This window comes from Caballeronia sp. LjRoot34 (genome assembly GCF_964253815.1).
GTDB lineage: Bacteria > Pseudomonadota > Gammaproteobacteria > Burkholderiales > Burkholderiaceae > Caballeronia.
The window spans coordinates 787,214-804,777 of record NZ_CAXUSB020000001.1 but is presented as its reverse complement, the minus strand read 5'-3'; the positions used below and the strand labels follow the sequence as shown (position 1 = coordinate 804,777).

The 17,564-nt window shown below is 60.0% G+C and carries 14 protein-coding genes; 6 read left to right on the top strand and 8 right to left on the bottom strand.

Going from position 1 to position 17,564, the window contains the following annotated elements; all coding sequences use genetic code 11:
• Nucleotides 1-14: 14 nt before the first annotated feature.
• From ACSQ36_RS03445 to purN, 3 genes are all read right to left on the bottom strand, one after another.
• Nucleotides 15-1,211, bottom strand: coding sequence for a DesA family fatty acid desaturase (locus tag ACSQ36_RS03445; protein ID WP_213762349.1), 1,197 nt, complete (start codon nucleotides 1,209-1,211; stop codon nucleotides 15-17).
• A gap of 281 nt (nucleotides 1,212-1,492) precedes the next feature.
• A complete protein-coding gene (locus ACSQ36_RS03440; RefSeq protein ID WP_436180913.1) occupies nucleotides 1,493-2,794 on the bottom strand; it encodes an RsmB/NOP family class I SAM-dependent RNA methyltransferase in 1,302 nt (433 codons plus the stop codon).
• Nucleotides 2,791-3,441: a phosphoribosylglycinamide formyltransferase gene (gene purN / locus ACSQ36_RS03435; protein ID WP_436180912.1), complete on the bottom strand. Its 651-nt coding sequence runs from the start codon at nucleotides 3,439-3,441 to the stop codon at nucleotides 2,791-2,793. Before purN ends, ACSQ36_RS03440 begins: the two co-directional genes overlap by 4 nt.
• A gap of 1,210 nt (nucleotides 3,442-4,651) precedes the next feature.
• Here purN and ACSQ36_RS03430 point away from each other — a divergent pair.
• The 6 genes from ACSQ36_RS03430 to dut all read left to right on the top strand — a co-directional run bounded on the left by ACSQ36_RS03430 (nucleotide 4,652) and on the right by dut (nucleotide 11,874).
• Nucleotides 4,652-5,641, top strand: a complete 990-nt coding sequence (locus ACSQ36_RS03430; RefSeq protein WP_436180911.1) for a bifunctional riboflavin kinase/FAD synthetase — start codon at nucleotides 4,652-4,654, stop codon at nucleotides 5,639-5,641.
• A gap of 151 nt (nucleotides 5,642-5,792) precedes the next feature.
• Nucleotides 5,793-8,627: an isoleucine--tRNA ligase gene (gene ileS / locus ACSQ36_RS03425; RefSeq protein WP_436180910.1), complete on the top strand. Its 2,835-nt coding sequence runs from the start codon at nucleotides 5,793-5,795 to the stop codon at nucleotides 8,625-8,627.
• Nucleotides 8,627-9,127 carry a signal peptidase II gene (lspA, locus tag ACSQ36_RS03420; RefSeq protein ID WP_436180909.1) on the top strand — a complete coding sequence of 167 codons (501 nt, stop codon included), beginning with the start codon at nucleotides 8,627-8,629 and terminating at the stop codon, nucleotides 9,125-9,127. Before ileS ends, lspA begins: the two co-directional genes overlap by 1 nt.
• A 38-nt stretch (nucleotides 9,128-9,165) precedes the next feature.
• Nucleotides 9,166-10,383, top strand: coding sequence for a bifunctional phosphopantothenoylcysteine decarboxylase/phosphopantothenate--cysteine ligase CoaBC (gene coaBC / locus ACSQ36_RS03415; protein ID WP_436180908.1), 1,218 nt, complete (start codon nucleotides 9,166-9,168; stop codon nucleotides 10,381-10,383).
• 34 nt (nucleotides 10,384-10,417) lie between these two features.
• Complete coding sequence (locus ACSQ36_RS03410) at nucleotides 10,418-11,431, top strand: LLM class flavin-dependent oxidoreductase (protein WP_436180907.1); 1,014 nt, start codon at nucleotides 10,418-10,420, stop codon at nucleotides 11,429-11,431.
• A complete protein-coding gene (gene dut / locus ACSQ36_RS03405; RefSeq protein ID WP_213762342.1) occupies nucleotides 11,428-11,874 on the top strand; it encodes a dUTP diphosphatase in 447 nt (148 codons plus the stop codon). Before ACSQ36_RS03410 ends, dut begins: the two co-directional genes overlap by 4 nt.
• A gap of 15 nt (nucleotides 11,875-11,889) precedes the next feature.
• On the opposite strand, the gene ACSQ36_RS03400 is transcribed toward dut, so the two are convergent.
• From ACSQ36_RS03400 to ACSQ36_RS03380, 5 genes are read right to left on the bottom strand one after another with little or no spacing between them, the layout of a single operon-like run.
• Nucleotides 11,890-13,173, bottom strand: a complete 1,284-nt coding sequence (locus ACSQ36_RS03400) for a D-tagatose-bisphosphate aldolase, class II, non-catalytic subunit (protein ID WP_436180906.1) — start codon at nucleotides 13,171-13,173, stop codon at nucleotides 11,890-11,892.
• A 4-nt stretch (nucleotides 13,174-13,177) separates the two neighbouring features.
• Complete coding sequence (locus ACSQ36_RS03395) at nucleotides 13,178-14,152, bottom strand: tagatose kinase (protein WP_436180905.1); 975 nt, start codon at nucleotides 14,150-14,152, stop codon at nucleotides 13,178-13,180.
• On the bottom strand, nucleotides 14,145-15,137 hold the full coding sequence (locus ACSQ36_RS03390) for an ABC transporter permease (protein WP_436180904.1): 993 nt from the start codon (nucleotides 15,135-15,137) through the stop codon (nucleotides 14,145-14,147). The genes ACSQ36_RS03395 and ACSQ36_RS03390 overlap by 8 nt, the downstream gene beginning before the upstream one ends.
• A complete protein-coding gene (locus ACSQ36_RS03385) occupies nucleotides 15,134-16,660 on the bottom strand; it encodes a sugar ABC transporter ATP-binding protein (protein WP_436180903.1) in 1,527 nt (508 codons plus the stop codon). The genes ACSQ36_RS03390 and ACSQ36_RS03385 overlap by 4 nt, the downstream gene beginning before the upstream one ends.
• Nucleotides 16,657-17,553, bottom strand: a complete 897-nt coding sequence (locus ACSQ36_RS03380; protein ID WP_213762338.1) for a substrate-binding domain-containing protein — start codon at nucleotides 17,551-17,553, stop codon at nucleotides 16,657-16,659. The genes ACSQ36_RS03385 and ACSQ36_RS03380 overlap by 4 nt, the downstream gene beginning before the upstream one ends.
• Nucleotides 17,554-17,564: the final 11 nt, after the last annotated feature.

Genomic DNA, 17,564 nt, shown 5'->3' with positions numbered 1-17,564 from the left:
CGCGGTTGCTGCCGTCAGGCGTAGCGTCGCAGCCGTGACGCGAAGTCCTGCAGCGCCTTGATGCCGCTCTGTTCCGCCCGGTGACACCAGTCCTGCAATTGCGCGAGCAGTTGTTCGCGCGACGCATTGGAACGGTCCCACATGGCGGCCAGATCCTGACGCAATTCAATGTAGGTGCGCAGCTTGTGGTTGTCCGAGAACAGCGCCGGCAACTGCTGGCGTTGCGGCTCGTCCAGACCCGCCTCTTCCTTGTGCGCCCACTTGCGAGCGCCACGCATCAGTTGATATTTGTCGGCGGAGCCGCCTTCTTTCAGCTTCGACAATTCCTGCCGATACGCACGCTTCATTGCCTTGCCATAACGCGCCATCACTTCATAGCGATTCGACAGCACGGCTTGCAGCGTGTCGTGATCGAGCACCGGCTTGGAAGCCGACAGACGCGGCGTAGGCGCGATCTTCTTGACCTTGGCCAGCTTAAACGCCGACATGATGCGGATATACATCCAGCCGATATCGAATTCGTACCACTTGTTCGACAGCTTGGCCGACGTTGCATACGTGTGGTGATTGTTGTGCAGTTCCTCACCGCCGATCAGGATGCCGAGCGGGAAGATGTTCGTGCTGGCGTCCGCCGAATTGAAGTTCCGGTAACCCCACCAATGCGCGAGTCCGTTGACTACGCCCGCTGCCCAGAACGGAATCCAGATCATCTGCACGGCCCAGACCGTCAGTCCGACAAAGCCGAACAGTGCAATGTCGATGACCATCATGATGCTGATGCCGAGAATGGGGTAGCGCGTGTAGACGTTGCGTTCCATCCAGTCATTCGGCGTGCCGTGACCGAACTTGCGCATGGTTTCTTCGTTCTTGGCTTCCGAACGATAAAGTTCAGCGCCTTCAAGCAAGACTTTCCAGATGCCGCGCGTTTGCGGGCTATGCGGATCTTCTTCGGTCTCGCATTTAGCGTGATGCTTGCGATGGATTGCCGCCCATTGTCCGGTCAGCATGCCGGTGGTGGCCCAAAGCCAGAAGCGGAAAAAGTGGCTGACGACCGGATGCAGTTCCAGCGCGCGGTGCGCCTGGCAACGATGCAAATAGACGGTCACACCGATGATCGTGATGTGCGTCATCACGAGCGTGAACAGCAAGATCTGCCACCACGAAAGGTCGAGCAATCCGTTGGCGAGAAACTGAAGCGATGAATTCAGCAAGGCAATTTACCTGAAAGGCGGAAAAAATAGCCGAACGAAAACCGAATCGACGGCTGTTGGGTGCATGAAAGGATTATGCACGTGGTTCGACGGCATTTTACGTCATGCGTTCCAAGTCTTTGTGTCGATTAGGGAAAATTTTGATTTCGCGCAGGGTCAACAGGAAATTTGACCGCTAAATCGCGTTGCTGTTTAGTGCGGTAAACACGAATTTCCCGCTTTTGAAAGCTTTGGCCGGGGATCGCTTCCCGATTCCGCCGGCCAAACCGAGCAAATATTACTTATTCCTCTGCTGCTTCTTCAACTAGAGCTTCCTTCGCGGCAACTGGCAACCGTTCAAGTACGGCAGCGAAGAAGCCGTCCGTGCCGTGCTTGTGCGGCCAAAGTTGCAGGTAGTCGCCCGTGTCGAGGTCAATGCGTTGTTCAGCCAGCACCTCGCGCGCCGGAACCAGCTTGAAGCCCGGATGCGTTGCCAGGAACTGGTTGACCACGCCCTCGTTTTCCGCTTCCAGCATGCTGCATGTTGCGTAGACGAGACGGCCGCCCACTTTTACCAGCCGCGCCGCGCTGGTCAGGATGGACAACTGCTTCGGCGTCAATTCCGCCACCGATTCCGGCGACTGGCGCCATTTCAGGTCCGGATTACGGCGCAACGTGCCGAGGCCGGAACACGGCGCGTCGACCAAAACCCGGTCGATCTTGCCGGCCAGGCGCTTGATCTTGGCGTCGTGCTCGCTGTCGATCAGGACCGGATTTACATTCGACAAACCGCTGCGAGCCAGGCGTGGCTTGAGTTTGGCAAGCCGGCGGTCGGACACGTCGAAGGCGTAGAGACGGCCCGTGGAACGCATCATTGCACCGAGCGCCAGCGTCTTGCCGCCCGCGCCCGCGCAGAAATCGACGATCATCTCGCCGCGCCGGGGTGCAACCAGCGAGCACAAAAGCTGGCTGCCTTCGTCCTGCACCTCGATCCAGCCATCCTGGAACGGTTGCAGGCGCGTCAACGCCGGCTTGCCGTCCACACGCACGCCAAACGGGGCATACGGCATTTCGCCTGCATCGATACCGGCTTCGGTCAGCGTCTTGATGACCAGTTCACGCGTCGCCTTGATCGGGTTCGCGCGCAGATCGAGCGGCGCCGGGTAGTTCAGCGCGGCGGCGAGCAAGGCGAGCTCTTCGGTATCGAAGCGCTTCGTCATGGCGTCGTAGATCCATTGCGGCAAATTGGTCCGCACCCGCACCGGCAAGCTGCCCGGATCGATCTTCGATACCTGGTTGAGCCACTGGTATTCATCGGCGGAAATGAAGGGCTTTACCGCCGATAACCCCGCCGTCTGCATCAAGCCCAGCAAGGCGAGACGCCGCGCGAGGTTGCCGCTGCCGCTTTCGGCGAGATGCGAAAATTCCATCTTGCGGCGCAGGACAGCGAACACCGCTTCGGCGATCACACCGCGTTCGTTGTGGCCGAGCTTCGGATGCGCGCGGAAAAAGCGGCTGGTAGCCGCGTCGGCGGGGCCGCTGAAGCGTAGAACGTCTGCCAGCAACGTCTCTGTTTGTCCTATCAAAAATCCATGAAGCCTCATACGCCCTCCCCGGCAATGTCGGCAAAGAGCCATTGCGGCTCTGGTGGCGTGAGCACGACACGCTCGCCGTCGATGGCAAGACGCCCTTCGACGAACCAGCGCACCGCGCGTGGGTAAATAATGTGTTCGACAGCCAGCACCCGCGCAGCGAGTGTGGCGGCGTCGTCGCCGGCCATGACCGGCACCGCCGCTTGCGCGACGATGGGTCCGTGATCCAGCGTCGGCGTGACAAAATGGACGCTTGCGCCATGCACGCGCACGCCAGCATCGAGTGCTTGCTGGTGGGTTTTGAGCCCTGGAAAGCACGGCAGCAGCGACGGGTGAATATTGATCATGCGCCCTGCGTAGCGTTCTACGAAGGCGTCGGTCAGTACGCGCATGAAGCCTGCGAGCATGACGAGATCTGGCTCGAAGCCGTCGATTACGCGTGCAAGCGCCTGATCGAAGGTTTCGCGCGTGGTGAAATCACGGTGATCCACAACAGTTGCCGGAATGCCATTCTCCGCCGCGAACGCAAGCCCGGCGGCGTCTGGGCGATTCGATATGACGGCGGCCACCAACGCCTGCCAGCCGTCGCGCGCGCAAGCCCGCACGACGGTTTCCATATTGGTTCCCCGCCCGGAAATCAGGATGACGATTTTTTTCATCCGCGGATTTTATCATTCAAGGAGGGCCGGGCAGATCGTTCGGGGATCGGCGTTCGCACTTGGTCGGGGATGGTCGTTCGCACTTGGTCGGGGTTTGGGGGGGCGGGGTGGTTGGTTCTGGGGTTAGTGGTCGGAGTCTATGCCGGGTTGGTGCTTTCGGCCTTAGTGGTCTGCGAGAGTCGGATTTTTTCTTTATCACTATTAGCCACTGTGCGTGGCGGCACGTCATTTCTTTGTCCAAAGCGACAAAGAAACGAAGCAAAGAAAGCGCTTTAACCGCTCTACCCTAAGTGTCCACAGCGTGCAGTTTTCATTCATGGGTGCCCCAAAAGCACGGTGCTCGCCAGAGCGGAGGATGTGTGAACCCCTCCTTCTCCGAACACCGATACCCACACGCTTCGCCACCAGTGATTGAACCTGCCCAAGGAGCACCCCGCGCTATCCGCGGACAACCAACCACCAAATGTGCACGCGCCTCGAACCACGTCGCCAACCCTGCTGGAAACGAGGCCGCGAAAATGCGTGAGTCCGTAGTCGGCGAAAATAAGCGAGTAGTCCACGCAGTTAACCCGCCAAGAAATGAAGTACCAATACGCGAGATGCCATTGCTGGCGGAAACGACTGTTCAGACCACGTAGCCACCGCACCAAAAAATGAAACCGAAAAGACGCGTGAGGCCGTAGTGGTTCCTTGGCAATGGTGCTTGCCCGAGAGCGTACGGGGCGAAGCGTGTTCGTGTCAGGATTCGCGAGAAGGAGGGGTTCACACATCCGTGGCTCTGGCGAGCACCGTGCTTTTGGGGCACCTATGAATCAAAACTGCACGCTGTGGACACTTAGGGTAGCGTGGTTTGAAAGCGTTTTCTTTGCTTCGTTTCTTTGTCGCTTTGGACAAAGAAATGACGTGCCGCCACGCACAGTGGCTAATAGTGATAAAGAGAAAATCCGACTCTCGCAGACCACCACGGCCGAAAGCACCAACCCGGCACTGACCCCTGACCGCTAACCCCAGACCCGAACACCCCGCCCCCCAAAAAACCGCCCCTCAACCGCTCCAGCCCCAAAACCCCGCCCGACCAAGTACGAACGAAACCCCCACCGCCCCTGAACGTTTATAATCGAACGCTTTGCGGCTTCGCGCTGCACGCGCAGTGCCCCAACTGGCAGTGCCCCTGCCCATTTAACCGCCAACCGCCGACCCAACCGATATCGTGAGAGTCTTTCGCGGCCTACCCAATGCCGAAAGCCGCGCGCCCTGTGCGCTGACCATCGGCAATTTCGACGGTGTCCACCGAGGCCATCAGGCGCTGCTCGCCCACGTGCGCGCCGCCGCGGACGCCCGCGGACTGCCGGTCTGCGTGATGACCTTCGAGCCGCATCCCCGCGAATTCTTCAATCCCGCCGGCGCACCGCCCCGCATCGCCATGCTGCGCGACAAACTCGAAGCGCTGCGCACAAACGGCGTGGATCGCGTCGTGGTCGAACATTTCAATCACACCTTCGCCAGCCAGCCGCCCGATACGTTCGTCGAAAACGTGATCGTGAACGGCCTGCACGCGCGCTGGGTCATGATCGGCGACGACTTCCGCTACGGCGCCAAACGTGCCGGCGATTTCGAATCGCTGCAAGTAGCCGGACGCAAACACGGCTTCGAAGTCGAACAAATGGCAACGGTCGCGGACCTTAACGGCGCACGCATTTCGAGTTCGGGCGTGCGGGCGTCGCTGGTAGCCGGTGATCTGGACGCCGCCCGCGTCGCACTCGGCCGCCCCTACGTGATCAGCGGCCACGTGGTCCACGGGCAAAAGCTCGGCCGCGATCTCGGCTTTCCCACGCTCAACATGCCGATCGCCCACAAGCGGCCGGCGCTCGCAGGCATCTTCGTCGTGCGCGTGCATGGGCTTGGACCCGACCCGCTGCCCGCCGTGGCGAGCCTCGGACTGCGCCCAACCGTGGACGACTCCGGCCGCGTGCTGCTTGAAACCTTCGTGCTCGACTGGCATGGCGACGCGTACGGCAAGCTCGTACGTATCGAATTCCTGAAAAAACTGCGCGACGAGGAAAAATACGTGGACCTCGAAACCCTGACGGCAGCCATCGCGCGCGACGTGACCAACGCCCGCGCGTATTTCGCTGCAGACGTGAACTCAAGTGGCCGCGACAGCGGTTTCGCCATCTCGGCCACCGATCGAATTAGGTGAGCGCGTGGCGCCGGGAGCTTAGATTGCCAATAACGCCCCCGACGCGCTGCCCGCTGCCTCGCTAAATACGCATCTTCGAGCCCGTTCCCGAGCTTGCCCGCTTGGAACCGCCGCCTCACCGCCGCTTCATCGAATAGATATCGAGTCATCCATGAGCAACAAGAAAGACGCCAAGCCCCAGTCGAAATATCCGGTCAATCTGCTGGATACGCCGTTCCCCATGCGGGGTGACTTGCCCAAGCGCGAGCCGCAATGGGTCAAGGAATGGCAGGACAACAAGATCTACGAAAAAATCCGCGCCGCCAGCAAGGGTCGCAAGAAGTTCATCCTGCACGACGGCCCGCCGTATGCGAACGGCGACATCCACCTCGGCCACGCGGTGAACAAGATCCTGAAGGACATGATCGTGAAGGCGCGCAATCTGGCGGGCTTCGACGCGGTCTATGTCCCCGGTTGGGATTGCCACGGCATGCCGATCGAAATCCAGATCGAGAAGCAGTTCGGCAAGTCGCTGCCGGCACGCGAAGTGATGGAAAAAGCGCGCACCTACGCGAGCGCGCAGATCGAAAAGCAGAAGCTCGGCTTCCGGCGCCTTGGTGTGCTCGGCGACTGGGACAATCCGTACAAGACGATGAATTTCACCAACGAAGCGGGCGAAATCCGCGCGTTGGGGAAGATCCTCGAGAAGGGTTATGTGTATCGCGGGCTGAAGCCGGTGAACTGGTGTTTCGATTGCGGTTCGGCGCTGGCTGAAGCCGAAGTCGAGTATCAGGACAAGGTCGATCCGACCATCGACGTGCTGTTCGCTTTTGCCGAGCCGGAAAAGACCGCGCAGGCGTTCGGCCTGAACGCGTTGCCTAAGCAGGAAGGTGGCGTCGTAATCTGGACGACCACGCCGTGGACCATCCCCGCGAACCAGGCGCTCAATGTGCATCCGGAGATCGTCTATAGCCTCGTCGATACCGAAAAGGGCTTGCTGATCCTGGCCGAAGATCGCGTAGAAGAATGCCTGAAGCAGTACGACCTCACGGGTTCGACCATCGCGACCACGACGGGCGAGAAGTTGAGCGGCCTGCGCTTTCATCATCCGTTAAGCGCGGCCCACCCCGGCTATAAACGCACGGCGCCTGTGTATCTGGGCGAGTACGTGACGACCGAGAGCGGCACGGGGATCGTGCATTCGTCGCCGGCATATGGTGTGGAAGACTTCGTGTCATGCAAGGCGCATGGCATGACGGACTCGGACATCATCAACCCGGTCATGGGCGACGGGCGGTATATCGAATCGTTGCCGTTGTTCGGCGGACTATCGATCTGGGAAGCGAATGACCAGATCGTGGAAGCCTTGCGCGGCGCACATTCGCTGCTGAAAACCGAGAAGTACAAGCACAGCTACATGCACTGCTGGCGCCACAAGACGCCGATCATCTATCGCGCGACATCGCAGTGGTTCGCCGGCATGGACGTGAAGCCCAACGATACGTCGCGCACGCTACGTGAGACGGCACTGGAAGGGATCGAGAACACGGCGTTCTTCCCGGCATGGGGCAAGCAGCGCCTGTACAGCATGATCGCGAACCGGCCTGACTGGACGCTGTCGCGGCAACGTCAATGGGGCGTGCCGATGGCATTCTTCGTCCACAAGGAAACCGGCGAACTGCATCCGCGTACGCTGGAACTGCTCGAAGAAGTGGCCAAGCGCGTGGAAGTGAGCGGTATTGAAGCGTGGCAAACGCTCGATCCGGCGGAACTGCTCGGCAATGAAGCCAACATGTACGAGAAGAATCGCGACACGCTCGACGTGTGGTTCGACTCAGGCACGACGCATTGGCACGTGCTGCGCGGCTCGCACAAGGATTCGCTGCAATTCCCGGCGGATTTGTATCTGGAAGGCTCGGACCAGCATCGCGGATGGTTCCATTCGTCGCTGCTTACCGCGTCCATGCTCGACGGCCGCCCGCCGTACAACGCGCTGCTCACGCACGGCTTCACCGTCGATGGCGAAGGCCGCAAGATGTCTAAGTCGCTCGGTAACGGCGTCGATCCGCATGAAGTGTCGAACCGGCTGGGCGCGGAAATCATCCGGTTGTGGATTGCATCGACGGATTATTCGGGCGAACTCGCGATCTCGGAAGAGATCTTGAAACGCGTGACGGAGACGTATCGGCGGATTCGCAATACGTTGCGTTTCCTCTTGTCCAATCTCTCCGATTTCGACTTCGAGAAAGATGCGCGTCCGGTGGAAGACTGGCTCGAGATCGATAAATACGCCGTCGCCCTCGCGCAGAACTTGCAAGACGATGTGCTCGCGCACTACGAGAAATTCGAGTTCCATCCGGTTGTATCGAAGCTCGCGACGTTCTGCTCGGAAGACCTCGGCGGTTTCTATCTGGACGTGCTGAAGGATCGGCTCTACACCATGAAGCCCGATTCGCGCGAACGCCGCGCGGCGCAGACGGTGTTGCATCACATTGCGCACGGTTTGTTGCGGCTGGTCGCGCCGTATCTGTCGTTCACGGCGGAAGAAGCGTACAAGGTGCTGCAACCTGGCCGCGATACCATTTTCACCGAGGTGTATCACACCTATCCGCAAGTGCCCGAGGCCGGCGAATTGCTCGACAAGTGGACGCTGATCCGCTCGGCGCGCAGCGACGTCACGAAGGCGCTGGAAGAAGCGCGCACGGCTAACCTGATCGGTTCGTCGCTGCAGGCCGAAGTGGACGTACGGGCGAGCGGCGCGCGGTTCAATGCGTTGACCAGTCTCGGCGATGACCTCAGCTTCGTGCTGATCACATCGGCGGCGCGGGTGGTGAAGGTGGCGAGCGAAGCGGAAGAAGGCGTCGATGTGATTGCATCGACGTATCTGAAATGCGAACGCTGCTGGCATTACTGTGCGGACGTGGGGGCATCGGCGGAACATCCTGGATTGTGCGGCCGATGCATCACCAATCTCTTCGGCAACGGCGAATCGCGGAGCGCAGCATAATGGCAAGAACGATGTCGAAACAAAGCAGCGGGTCACTCGCGCCGTGGTTGGGCGTGGCGTTGATCGTGATTCTCTTCGACCAGTTGTCGAAGATCGCCGTCGCCCGCGTATTCGCTTACGGCGAACCGCACGCGCTCACGCCGTTCTTCAACCTGTTCCTGATCTACAACCGCGGCGCGGCGTTCAGCTTTCTCGCCACCGCCGGCGGCTGGCAGCGTTGGGGTTTCACCGCGCTCGGCGTGGTCGCGGCTATCGTGATCTGCTATTTGCTGAAACGGCACGGCACGCAACGGCTGTTCTGCACGGCGCTGGCGCTGATCATGGGCGGAGCAATCGGCAACGTGATCGACCGGATTGCGTATGGCCATGTGATCGACTTTCTGGATTTTCACGTCAATACGTGGCACTGGCCGGCGTTTAATCTCGCCGACAGCGCGATCACCATCGGCGCCGTACTGCTCGTGTTCGATGAATTGCGGCGCGTGCGCGGGGCAAAGTAAGTTTCTTCGCACGGTAAAGCATGACGATGGAGGCGGGATTGGACAACGCAGAACTCGCAGGAAAGCATCTCGTACTTGGGCTGTCAGGCGGTATCGCGTGCTACAAGATCGCCGAACTCACGCGTCTGCTGGTGAAAGCCGGCGCGACCGTGCAGATCGTCATGACCGACGCCGCCACGCAATTCATCACGCCTGTGACCATGCAGGCGCTGTCCGGCCGTCCCGTGTACACATCGCAATGGGACGCGCGGATTGCCAACAACATGGCGCATATCGATTTGTCGCGTGAAGCCGATGCAATCGTGATCGCGCCCGCTTCCACCGACTTTATCGCCAAGCTCGCGCATGGCAATTGCGACGATCTGCTCTCCACGCTGTGCGTCGCGCGCGATTGCCCGTTGCTTGTCGTGCCCGCAATGAACCGCCAGATGTGGCAAAACCCGGCGACTCAACGCAACGTTGCGCAACTCCGCGGGGACGGCGTGCAAGTGCTTGGACCCGATTCCGGCGCGCAGGCGTGCGGTGAAGTGGGCGATGGCCGGATGCTGGAACCATCGGCGACATTCGAAGCAATCTGTGCATTCTTTCAGCCGAAGATTTTGCAAGGACATCGCGTGTTGATTACGGCCGGTCCGACCTTCGAACCGCTCGATCCGGTGCGTGGCATTACTAATCGATCATCCGGCAAAATGGGTTTCGCGCTCGCACGCGCGGCGGCTCAGGCCGGTGCCGACGTGCATCTCGTGGCCGGCCCGGTTGCGCTGGAAACGCCTTGGGGTGTGTATCGCGAAGATGTGCAGACCGCGCAGCAAATGCACGACGCGGTGTTGCACGCCACGCCAGATGCGGACATCTTTATTGCAGTAGCGGCGGTCGCGGATTGGCGCGTTGAGCACCTCAGCGAGCACAAGATCAAGAAGACCGCCAATCAGCCGATGCCCACCTTCACGTTCGTCGAAAACCCGGACATCCTCGCGACCGTCGCGCGTTTGCCTAACCCGCCGTATTGCGTCGGTTTCGCGGCGGAAAGCGGCGATCTCGAAGTGCACGGCGAAGAGAAACGCGCGCGCAAGAACGTGCCGTTGCTGATCGGCAATCTCGGGCCGCTGACCTTCGGCCTCGACGACAACGAAGTCGTGCTGTTCGAAGCATCGGGTATCACGCGCCTGCCGCGCGCCGATAAAAAACTGCTGGCGCGCTTGTTGATCGCCGAGATCGCGAAGCGGGCGCCGCGTGGCGGTTCACTGCTGTCTTAGCCTGCCGGTTTAGCCCATTGCTGTTGCCAGGACCATGACGACGAAACTCTCCGTACTCGATCAAACGCCGGTCATTCACGGCCATAGCACCGCTGATGCTATCGCGGCCACGCTCGATCTCGCGCGCCTCGCCGATGACCTCGGCTACACGCGTTACTGGTGCGCCGAGCATCACGGTTTGCGCGGGGTATCGAATCCATGTCCTGAGGTATTGCTCGCGCGAATCGGCAGCATTACCCAGCGCATCCGGATCGGTTCGGGTGGCGTCATGCTGCCCTACTACAGCTCGTTCAAGGTCGCAGAACAATTCCTGATGCTCGAAGCGCTGTTTCCGAACCGAGTGGACCTGGGCGTTGGCCGTGCGCCCGGCGGCGACATGCGCACAGCGCAAGCAGTGGCCGCCGGCGACTACAATCGCGGCGATATTTTCCCGCAGCAAGTGGGCGAACTCGTCGGCCTGTTCGACGGCACGCTGCCCGAAGATCATCTCGCGCACGGCGTGCTATTGCAGCCGGAAATCGCCACGCGCCCCGAGTTATGGATGCTAGGTTCCAGCGATTTCGGCGGCCTGCTCGCCGCGCAGCTCGGCATTCGTTTCGCGTTCGCGCATTTTATTAATGCGCAATATGGACACAGGGTGGCGGAGGCGTATCGCGACCGGTTTGTATCGCGCAACGACTCGAAGCCTTATCTCGCGGCCGCCGTGTTCGTCATTTGCGCCGATACCGAAGCAGAAGCCGCCGCACTGGAACGCGCGGTTGATTTACGTCGTGTGCAAATGGCGTACGGCCTCAACATGCCGATTCCATCGATTGCTCAAGGTGCGGGTCAGGCATTTGGCGAACGCGAACTGAGCGTGATTGCGCGGGAAAAAAATCGCAGCATCATCGGCACGCCAGAACGCGTGACCGAACAATTGCATGAACTTCAACAACGCTTCGACGCCGACGAACTGATCGTGCTGACGGTTGCAGGAAGTTACCCGGCGCGCATGCGCTCGTATGAATTGCTGGCCGAAGCATTCGAACTCAACAAACAGAACCCATGAAACTCGACATCAAGATCCTCGATGCGCGCATGCGCGACTATCTGCCCGCCTACGCCACGACTGGCAGCGCCGGACTCGATCTGCGTGCGTGCCTCGATGAACCCATCACGCTCGAACCCGGCCAGACGACTCTGGTGCCTACGGGACTCGCGATTCATATCGAAGATCCGGATTATGCGGCGCTGATTCTGCCGCGCTCAGGCTTGGGTCATAAGCATGGCGTGGTGCTGGGGAATCTGGTCGGTTTGATCGACTCGGATTATCAAGGCCAGTTGATGATCTCGACGTGGAATCGCGGCGCGACGGCGTTCACGCTGAACCCGCTTGAACGCCTTGCGCAACTGGTGATCGTGCCGGTGGTTCAGGCAACGTTCAATATTGTCGATGACTTCGCCCAGAGCGAGCGTGGCGCCGGCGGTTTCGGCAGCACGGGCAAGCACTGAGCTGGTTCGAAGAAATCAAGCGCGGCACGCCGCCGCGTATGTTCGGATAACCTGCCGCACGCGATCCTGCACGAGCGCGAGCGGCTCGTTTTTCAGCTGCCCGCGGCGCACCGCCCAATACTGCTCAGGCAAGAACTGGCTGAGCAAATTCTCCGGAATCTTCAAAGCGCTCAGGTTATCCAGCAACGTTTGCGCCGCTGCGCCTATCTCCGTGTCGGCCCAGTAATAACGCACGCGGTCGCTATAACTATAGGTGCGTAACACGCGTTGCTGCTCAGCATCGCCGTGATAATACTTTTCCCAGTAACCCGGTTTGCTCAGCATCACGCGCTCAACGACCGTGCGCAGATTCGATCGTTTATGCGCATCGATCAACTGCGTTTCTATGTCGGCCAATGCATACAACGCCTCGCGCAATGCGAAGGTCACGCCCGGACCCACCTTGAGAATGCGAAAACCGTCGCGGACTAAAGCGCTTAGCGCTTCGGGCGTTTGATAATCGGTGGAATGCGCCTCGAAGACCATGCCGGGCAGATCGTCCAGCGCGCTCTTCAATGACTCGGCCCGCGCCGGCTCATAGTCGATCACCTTCGTATGATCGAACTCCACACCGGGTTGCACAACGAGCGCAATCACGCGCGGCCACGTGGCTTGCACGCCGTGTTCTTGCCACGCTTGTTTGTGGATCAGGGCCGTTTCAATCGCCGCTTCACGCGAGGTTGGCTCAACGATGTCCAGCTCTTCCGCCGCGCCACCCGGCACCGGTACTTCCGTGCCGATCACATACACAGGACTCACGCCGAGACCCGCGCGTTTCACCGCCGCCTCCGCTACCGCGCACAAACGTGCGGCCCTTGCAGCAACCACCGCATCGGATAAGCGCTCGGGGTCATCGGCGCAGGACATGCTGGTATCGAGGTGAATCTTCGTGAAGCCCGCCGACGCATATGCGTCGATCAACGCATCGGCGCGATGCATGGCTTCTTCTGCGGGAAGATGACGCCACGCGTTCGGCCCAAGGTGATCGCCGCCGAGAATCAGATGTGCATGTGGGAAACCAACGCGTTCGGCAATCGCACGAACGAAGTCCACGAAATCAGCAGGCTTCATACCCGTATAACCGCCGTACTGATCGACCTGATTCGATGTCGATTCGATCAGCAAGGGCGTCTCGTCTTCCAGCGCCTGCCGCATGGCTGCTTCCAGCACCCACGGGTGCGCGGAGCAGATCGAATAGATGCCGGCCAGCCACACCGACGCCGGGTGTGCATTGCTCAAACGCGAGACGATCGAGTTCATGACTTCACTCCGTGGCTGATTGCAGGAAGGTATTGAGTTCGGCGAACGTTGCCGTTCCTTCCATCGGGCCTTTGACTCCCACCGCCCGCGCGCCGCTTGCACATGCATATTTAAGCGATGTATCCACGTCCATGCCCTGCGCGCGGCAACTGATATACGTCGCGCCGAAGCAATCCCCGGCGCCGGTCGGATCGAGTTCCTGCACTTTGAAGGCCGGCCGATGCGTCTCGCCGTTGGCATCGAAGTAACTGCAGCCTTGCGCGCCGCGCTTCACGATCACTTCCTTCACGCCGCGCTTCAGCAGTTCATCGATCGCCCCGCGCTCCGACGTCGCGCTCGCCAGCAAGGTCACTTCATGACCGCTCGGCAGGAACACATCGGTGTAATCGAGGATGAAGTCGAGCGCGTCGCGCATCTCCGGAATCCGCAGCATTTCCTTGCGGATGTTCGGGTCGAAACTCACCGTGCCGCCGTTCCTCTTCACCGTTTCGATAGCCTGCTTCATCGCCTCGATAATCCGGAACGAGAACAACGACGACCCCATCACGTGGAAATTGCCGCAGTTCGCGAGCAGATCGTCCCGCAGATTCGCCACCGACAACTGCGCCGACGCGCTGTTCGTAATGTTGTAGATGAAGTCGCGATCACCGTCCTCGCGATACGTGACGAATGCGCTGCCGGTGGTCGCATCTTTCAGCACCGCGATACCGGATACGTCAACGCCATCGCTGCGCAAGCGCTCGACGTTGAGCACGCCGAAGTCGTCGTCGCCCACGCAGCCGATCATCGCGCACGGACTGCCGAGCTTCGCGATCTGATCGATGAAAATGGCTGGCGCGCCACTCGCGAACGGGCCAATGAGCGTCCCCGGTTCACGAAAGCTCTGGCCGATTTTAGTGGCCATGATTTCGACCAGGATCTCGCCCATCGCGACGATGGTGCCGGGCTTCTTGGAGGGAACACCGTTTGAGTTAGGCATGACGTTTCTTCGTTTGAACATCGATACACACCGCGACCAGGATCACGATGCCTTTCACGATGAGTTGATAGAAATACGGAACGCTGAGCAGGTTCATCCCGTTGTTGATGACGCCGATAATCAGCGCGCCGATCAGCGTCCCGGTGATCGTTCCATAGCCGCCCGAGAGACTCGTTCCGCCGAGCACGGCAGCGGCGATGGCATCGAGTTCATAGCCGATCCCCGCATTCGGCTGCGCGGAGTAAAGCCGCGAGGTCATCAGCACGCCGCCAATACTTGCGAGCAAGCCCGAGATCATGAAGATCATGATTCGCAGCTTGTTTACATCGATACCCGAATACAGCGCCGCCTCGCGGTTTCCGCCCGCGAGATACGCCTTGCGTCCGAATACGGTACGCGAGAGCACGAAGTGATTCAACAGCAGCAAGACCGCGAGGATCCAGATCGGCAGCGGAATGCCCAGCACAAGACCGTTGCCGAGGAAGGCAAAGCGATCATCGTCGATGGAAATGGGCACTCCGTTCGACGTGAGGTAGGCCAAGCCCCGGAAAACGCCCATGGTGGCGACCGTGACGATAAACGAGGGAATCGTCAGTAACGCGGTCAGCGATCCGTTCACGGCCCCTAAAACGAGCCCCGTAACCATCGCAGCGATCACGGCCATGAACGGCGACGCGCCATGCTCCAATGCAAACGCGCAGACGGTGCCGACGAGCGCCATCGTCGCACCGACCGACAGGTCGATATCGCCGAGCAGGAGCACATAGGTCATGCCAAACCCGAGGATCGCGATGATGGAAACCTGCATCACCACGTTCACGAGGTTGTTCACCGACATGAAGTTCGGCGACAGCGCCCAGAAGAATCCGCATAAAACGATCAGGCCGACGACGATACCGCCGTAGTGCCGGGCCGCGCGTTGTAGCGCGCCGCTTGCGTGCGAGCGGCGCGTGGACGCGGCGCCGCTGAGTTGAGTCGGGTTCATGCTGTTTTGGCTCCTGTTGCGTACGACATCACGTCTTCCTGCGTTGGACCATGCGCATCAAATTCATGGACGATGCGTTTCTCGCGCATCACGACAAGGCGATCGCTCATGGCGAGTGCTTCCGGCAATTCCGACGAGACAAGAATGATCGCGGTCCCGGTCGAAGCCAACTCACGGATCACGCGATAAATCTCGAACTTCGCGCCTACGTCAACGCCGCGCGTGGGTTCATCGAGGATCAACACTTTGGGTTTCAACGCCAGCCATTTCGAGAACACCACTTTCTGCTGATTGCCGCCGCTCAGGTTTCCAACCGCTTGAAACGGCCCCGATGCACGGATGTTCATGCGCGTGATTGCGTTCGCGGTTTCATCGCGTTCGAAGCGGCGGTTCAGGATGCCGAAGCGCGAACCGTGCTCTTCGAAACTCGCCATCGTCACGTTGTTGGCGATCGAATGCATCAGCACGAGACCTTCGTGCTTGCGGTCTTCCGTGACAAACGCGATGCCCTCGCGAATGGCATGTGCCGGATTGCGCAACTTCAGCCGCTTGCCGCTCATCGTAATTTCGCCGCTTGGCCGGCCGATACCGAACAACGCCTTCATCACCTCCGAGCGTCCCGCGCCGATCAGTCCGAAGAAGCCCAGGATTTCTCCCGCGTGAATCTCGAAGCTGATGTCTTCAAATTGGCCGGGAAGTGTGAGGTTGCTCACCTTCAGCAACGGCAACGAAGGACATGCATAAGGCGTCTCGCGGCGCGGATACACATCGCTCATTTCGCGGCCGACCATCATCGCGATCAAAGCGCCGATGGTCGTCTCGCCCTTCTGCAATGTCGCGATGTAGCGACCATCGCGCATGACCGAGATGTCGTCGGAGATACGCATGATCTCGTCCATGCGGTGCGAGATATAAACCACCGCCGCGCCCGTCGCCGTCAGCTTCGTGACGATATGAAAAAGAATCTCGGCTTCGCGATCGCTCAGCGAGGACGTAGGTTCATCCATGATTACAAGCGATGCGTCGCGGCTCAGCGCCTTGGCAATTTCCACAAGCTGGCGCTGCGCCATGGAAAGTCGCGAGACGGACGAAGTGGCATCAATATCGATACCCAGGTCATCCAGCAACGCCTGTGCTTGTGCATACAAGCGCTTGAAATCGACGATGCCAAAACGCCGCGGCTCGTGTCCCGCGAACATGTTCTCGGCCACGCTCAGGTTCTTCGCGAGACTGAGTTCCTGATAGATGATCGCGATGCCGGCCTTCTGCGACTCACCGGGATTCGCAAACGTAGCCAACGATCCGTTCAGCAAAATCTCGCCACGCGTGGGCGCGTGAACGCCCGCGAGAATCTTCATCAGCGTGGACTTGCCCGCGCCGTTCTCGCCGAGCAGCGTATGAACGCGGCCCGGCAAAATCGAGAGCGAGACGTCCTTGATCGCCTCGACCGGACCGAACGATTTCGCGATACCGCGCAACTCGAGCAGCGGCACCATCGGGCGCGGGTTTAAAACCGTATTCATTTCACCGACGCGTTCAGATACTGACCCGGCGTCACCGGTTGCAGCTTCGGCACGGGCTGCTTCTCTGCGACCTTCACCGCAGTGTCCACGGCAAGCGCGCCCATCTTGTCCGGGTACTGACGAATCACGCCAACGAAGTTCGGGTTCTTGTCCACCGCTGCACGCGCTTCCGGCATGCCGTCGAAGCCGATCACTTTCACGTGATTCCCCGCCGATTTACCCGCCACCGCGGCGGCCATTGCAGCGTCATCGCCAAAGCCGAAGATGCCCGCGAGATCCGGATTCGCCTGCAGCATGTTCTGCGCGGCGCTCAATGCATCGGCGCGCGTGATGCCCGGTTGTATCGCGACGATCTTCACATCGGGACATGCTTCCAGCGCCTTCTTGAAGCCCGTCACGCGGTCGATCACCGATTGAACCGTCGGATAATCGATCACACCAACCTTGCCCTTGCCGCCCAGCACCTTGCACATCAACGCGCCGGCTTGCAGGCCGCCCGCGTAGTTATCGGTGGCAATGTGCGACGCGACTTCCACGCCTTGCGCGCTGATATCGACGGTGATCACCGGAATCCCGGCGCGCTGCGCCGTCAGCACGGCGGCTTTCACGCCTTTTGAATCCACCGGCGAGATCACGATCACATCGACCTTCTTCGTCACGAAATCCTGGACATCGGCAATCTGCTTGCTCAAGTCCTGATTCGCAATCGCGATATCGATCTGCGCGTGATCCTTCGCCGCTTCAGCCTTCATCGCATTGGCGAGTTCGACGTAAAACGGATGTTGTTGCGTGAGCAGAGATGCGCCAATCTTTACATCGGCGGCTTGGGCGGCCGTTGCAGTTGCGGCAAACGCGGTGACCAGAACAGCAAGAAGTGAACGACGACGAAACATGTGACTATCTC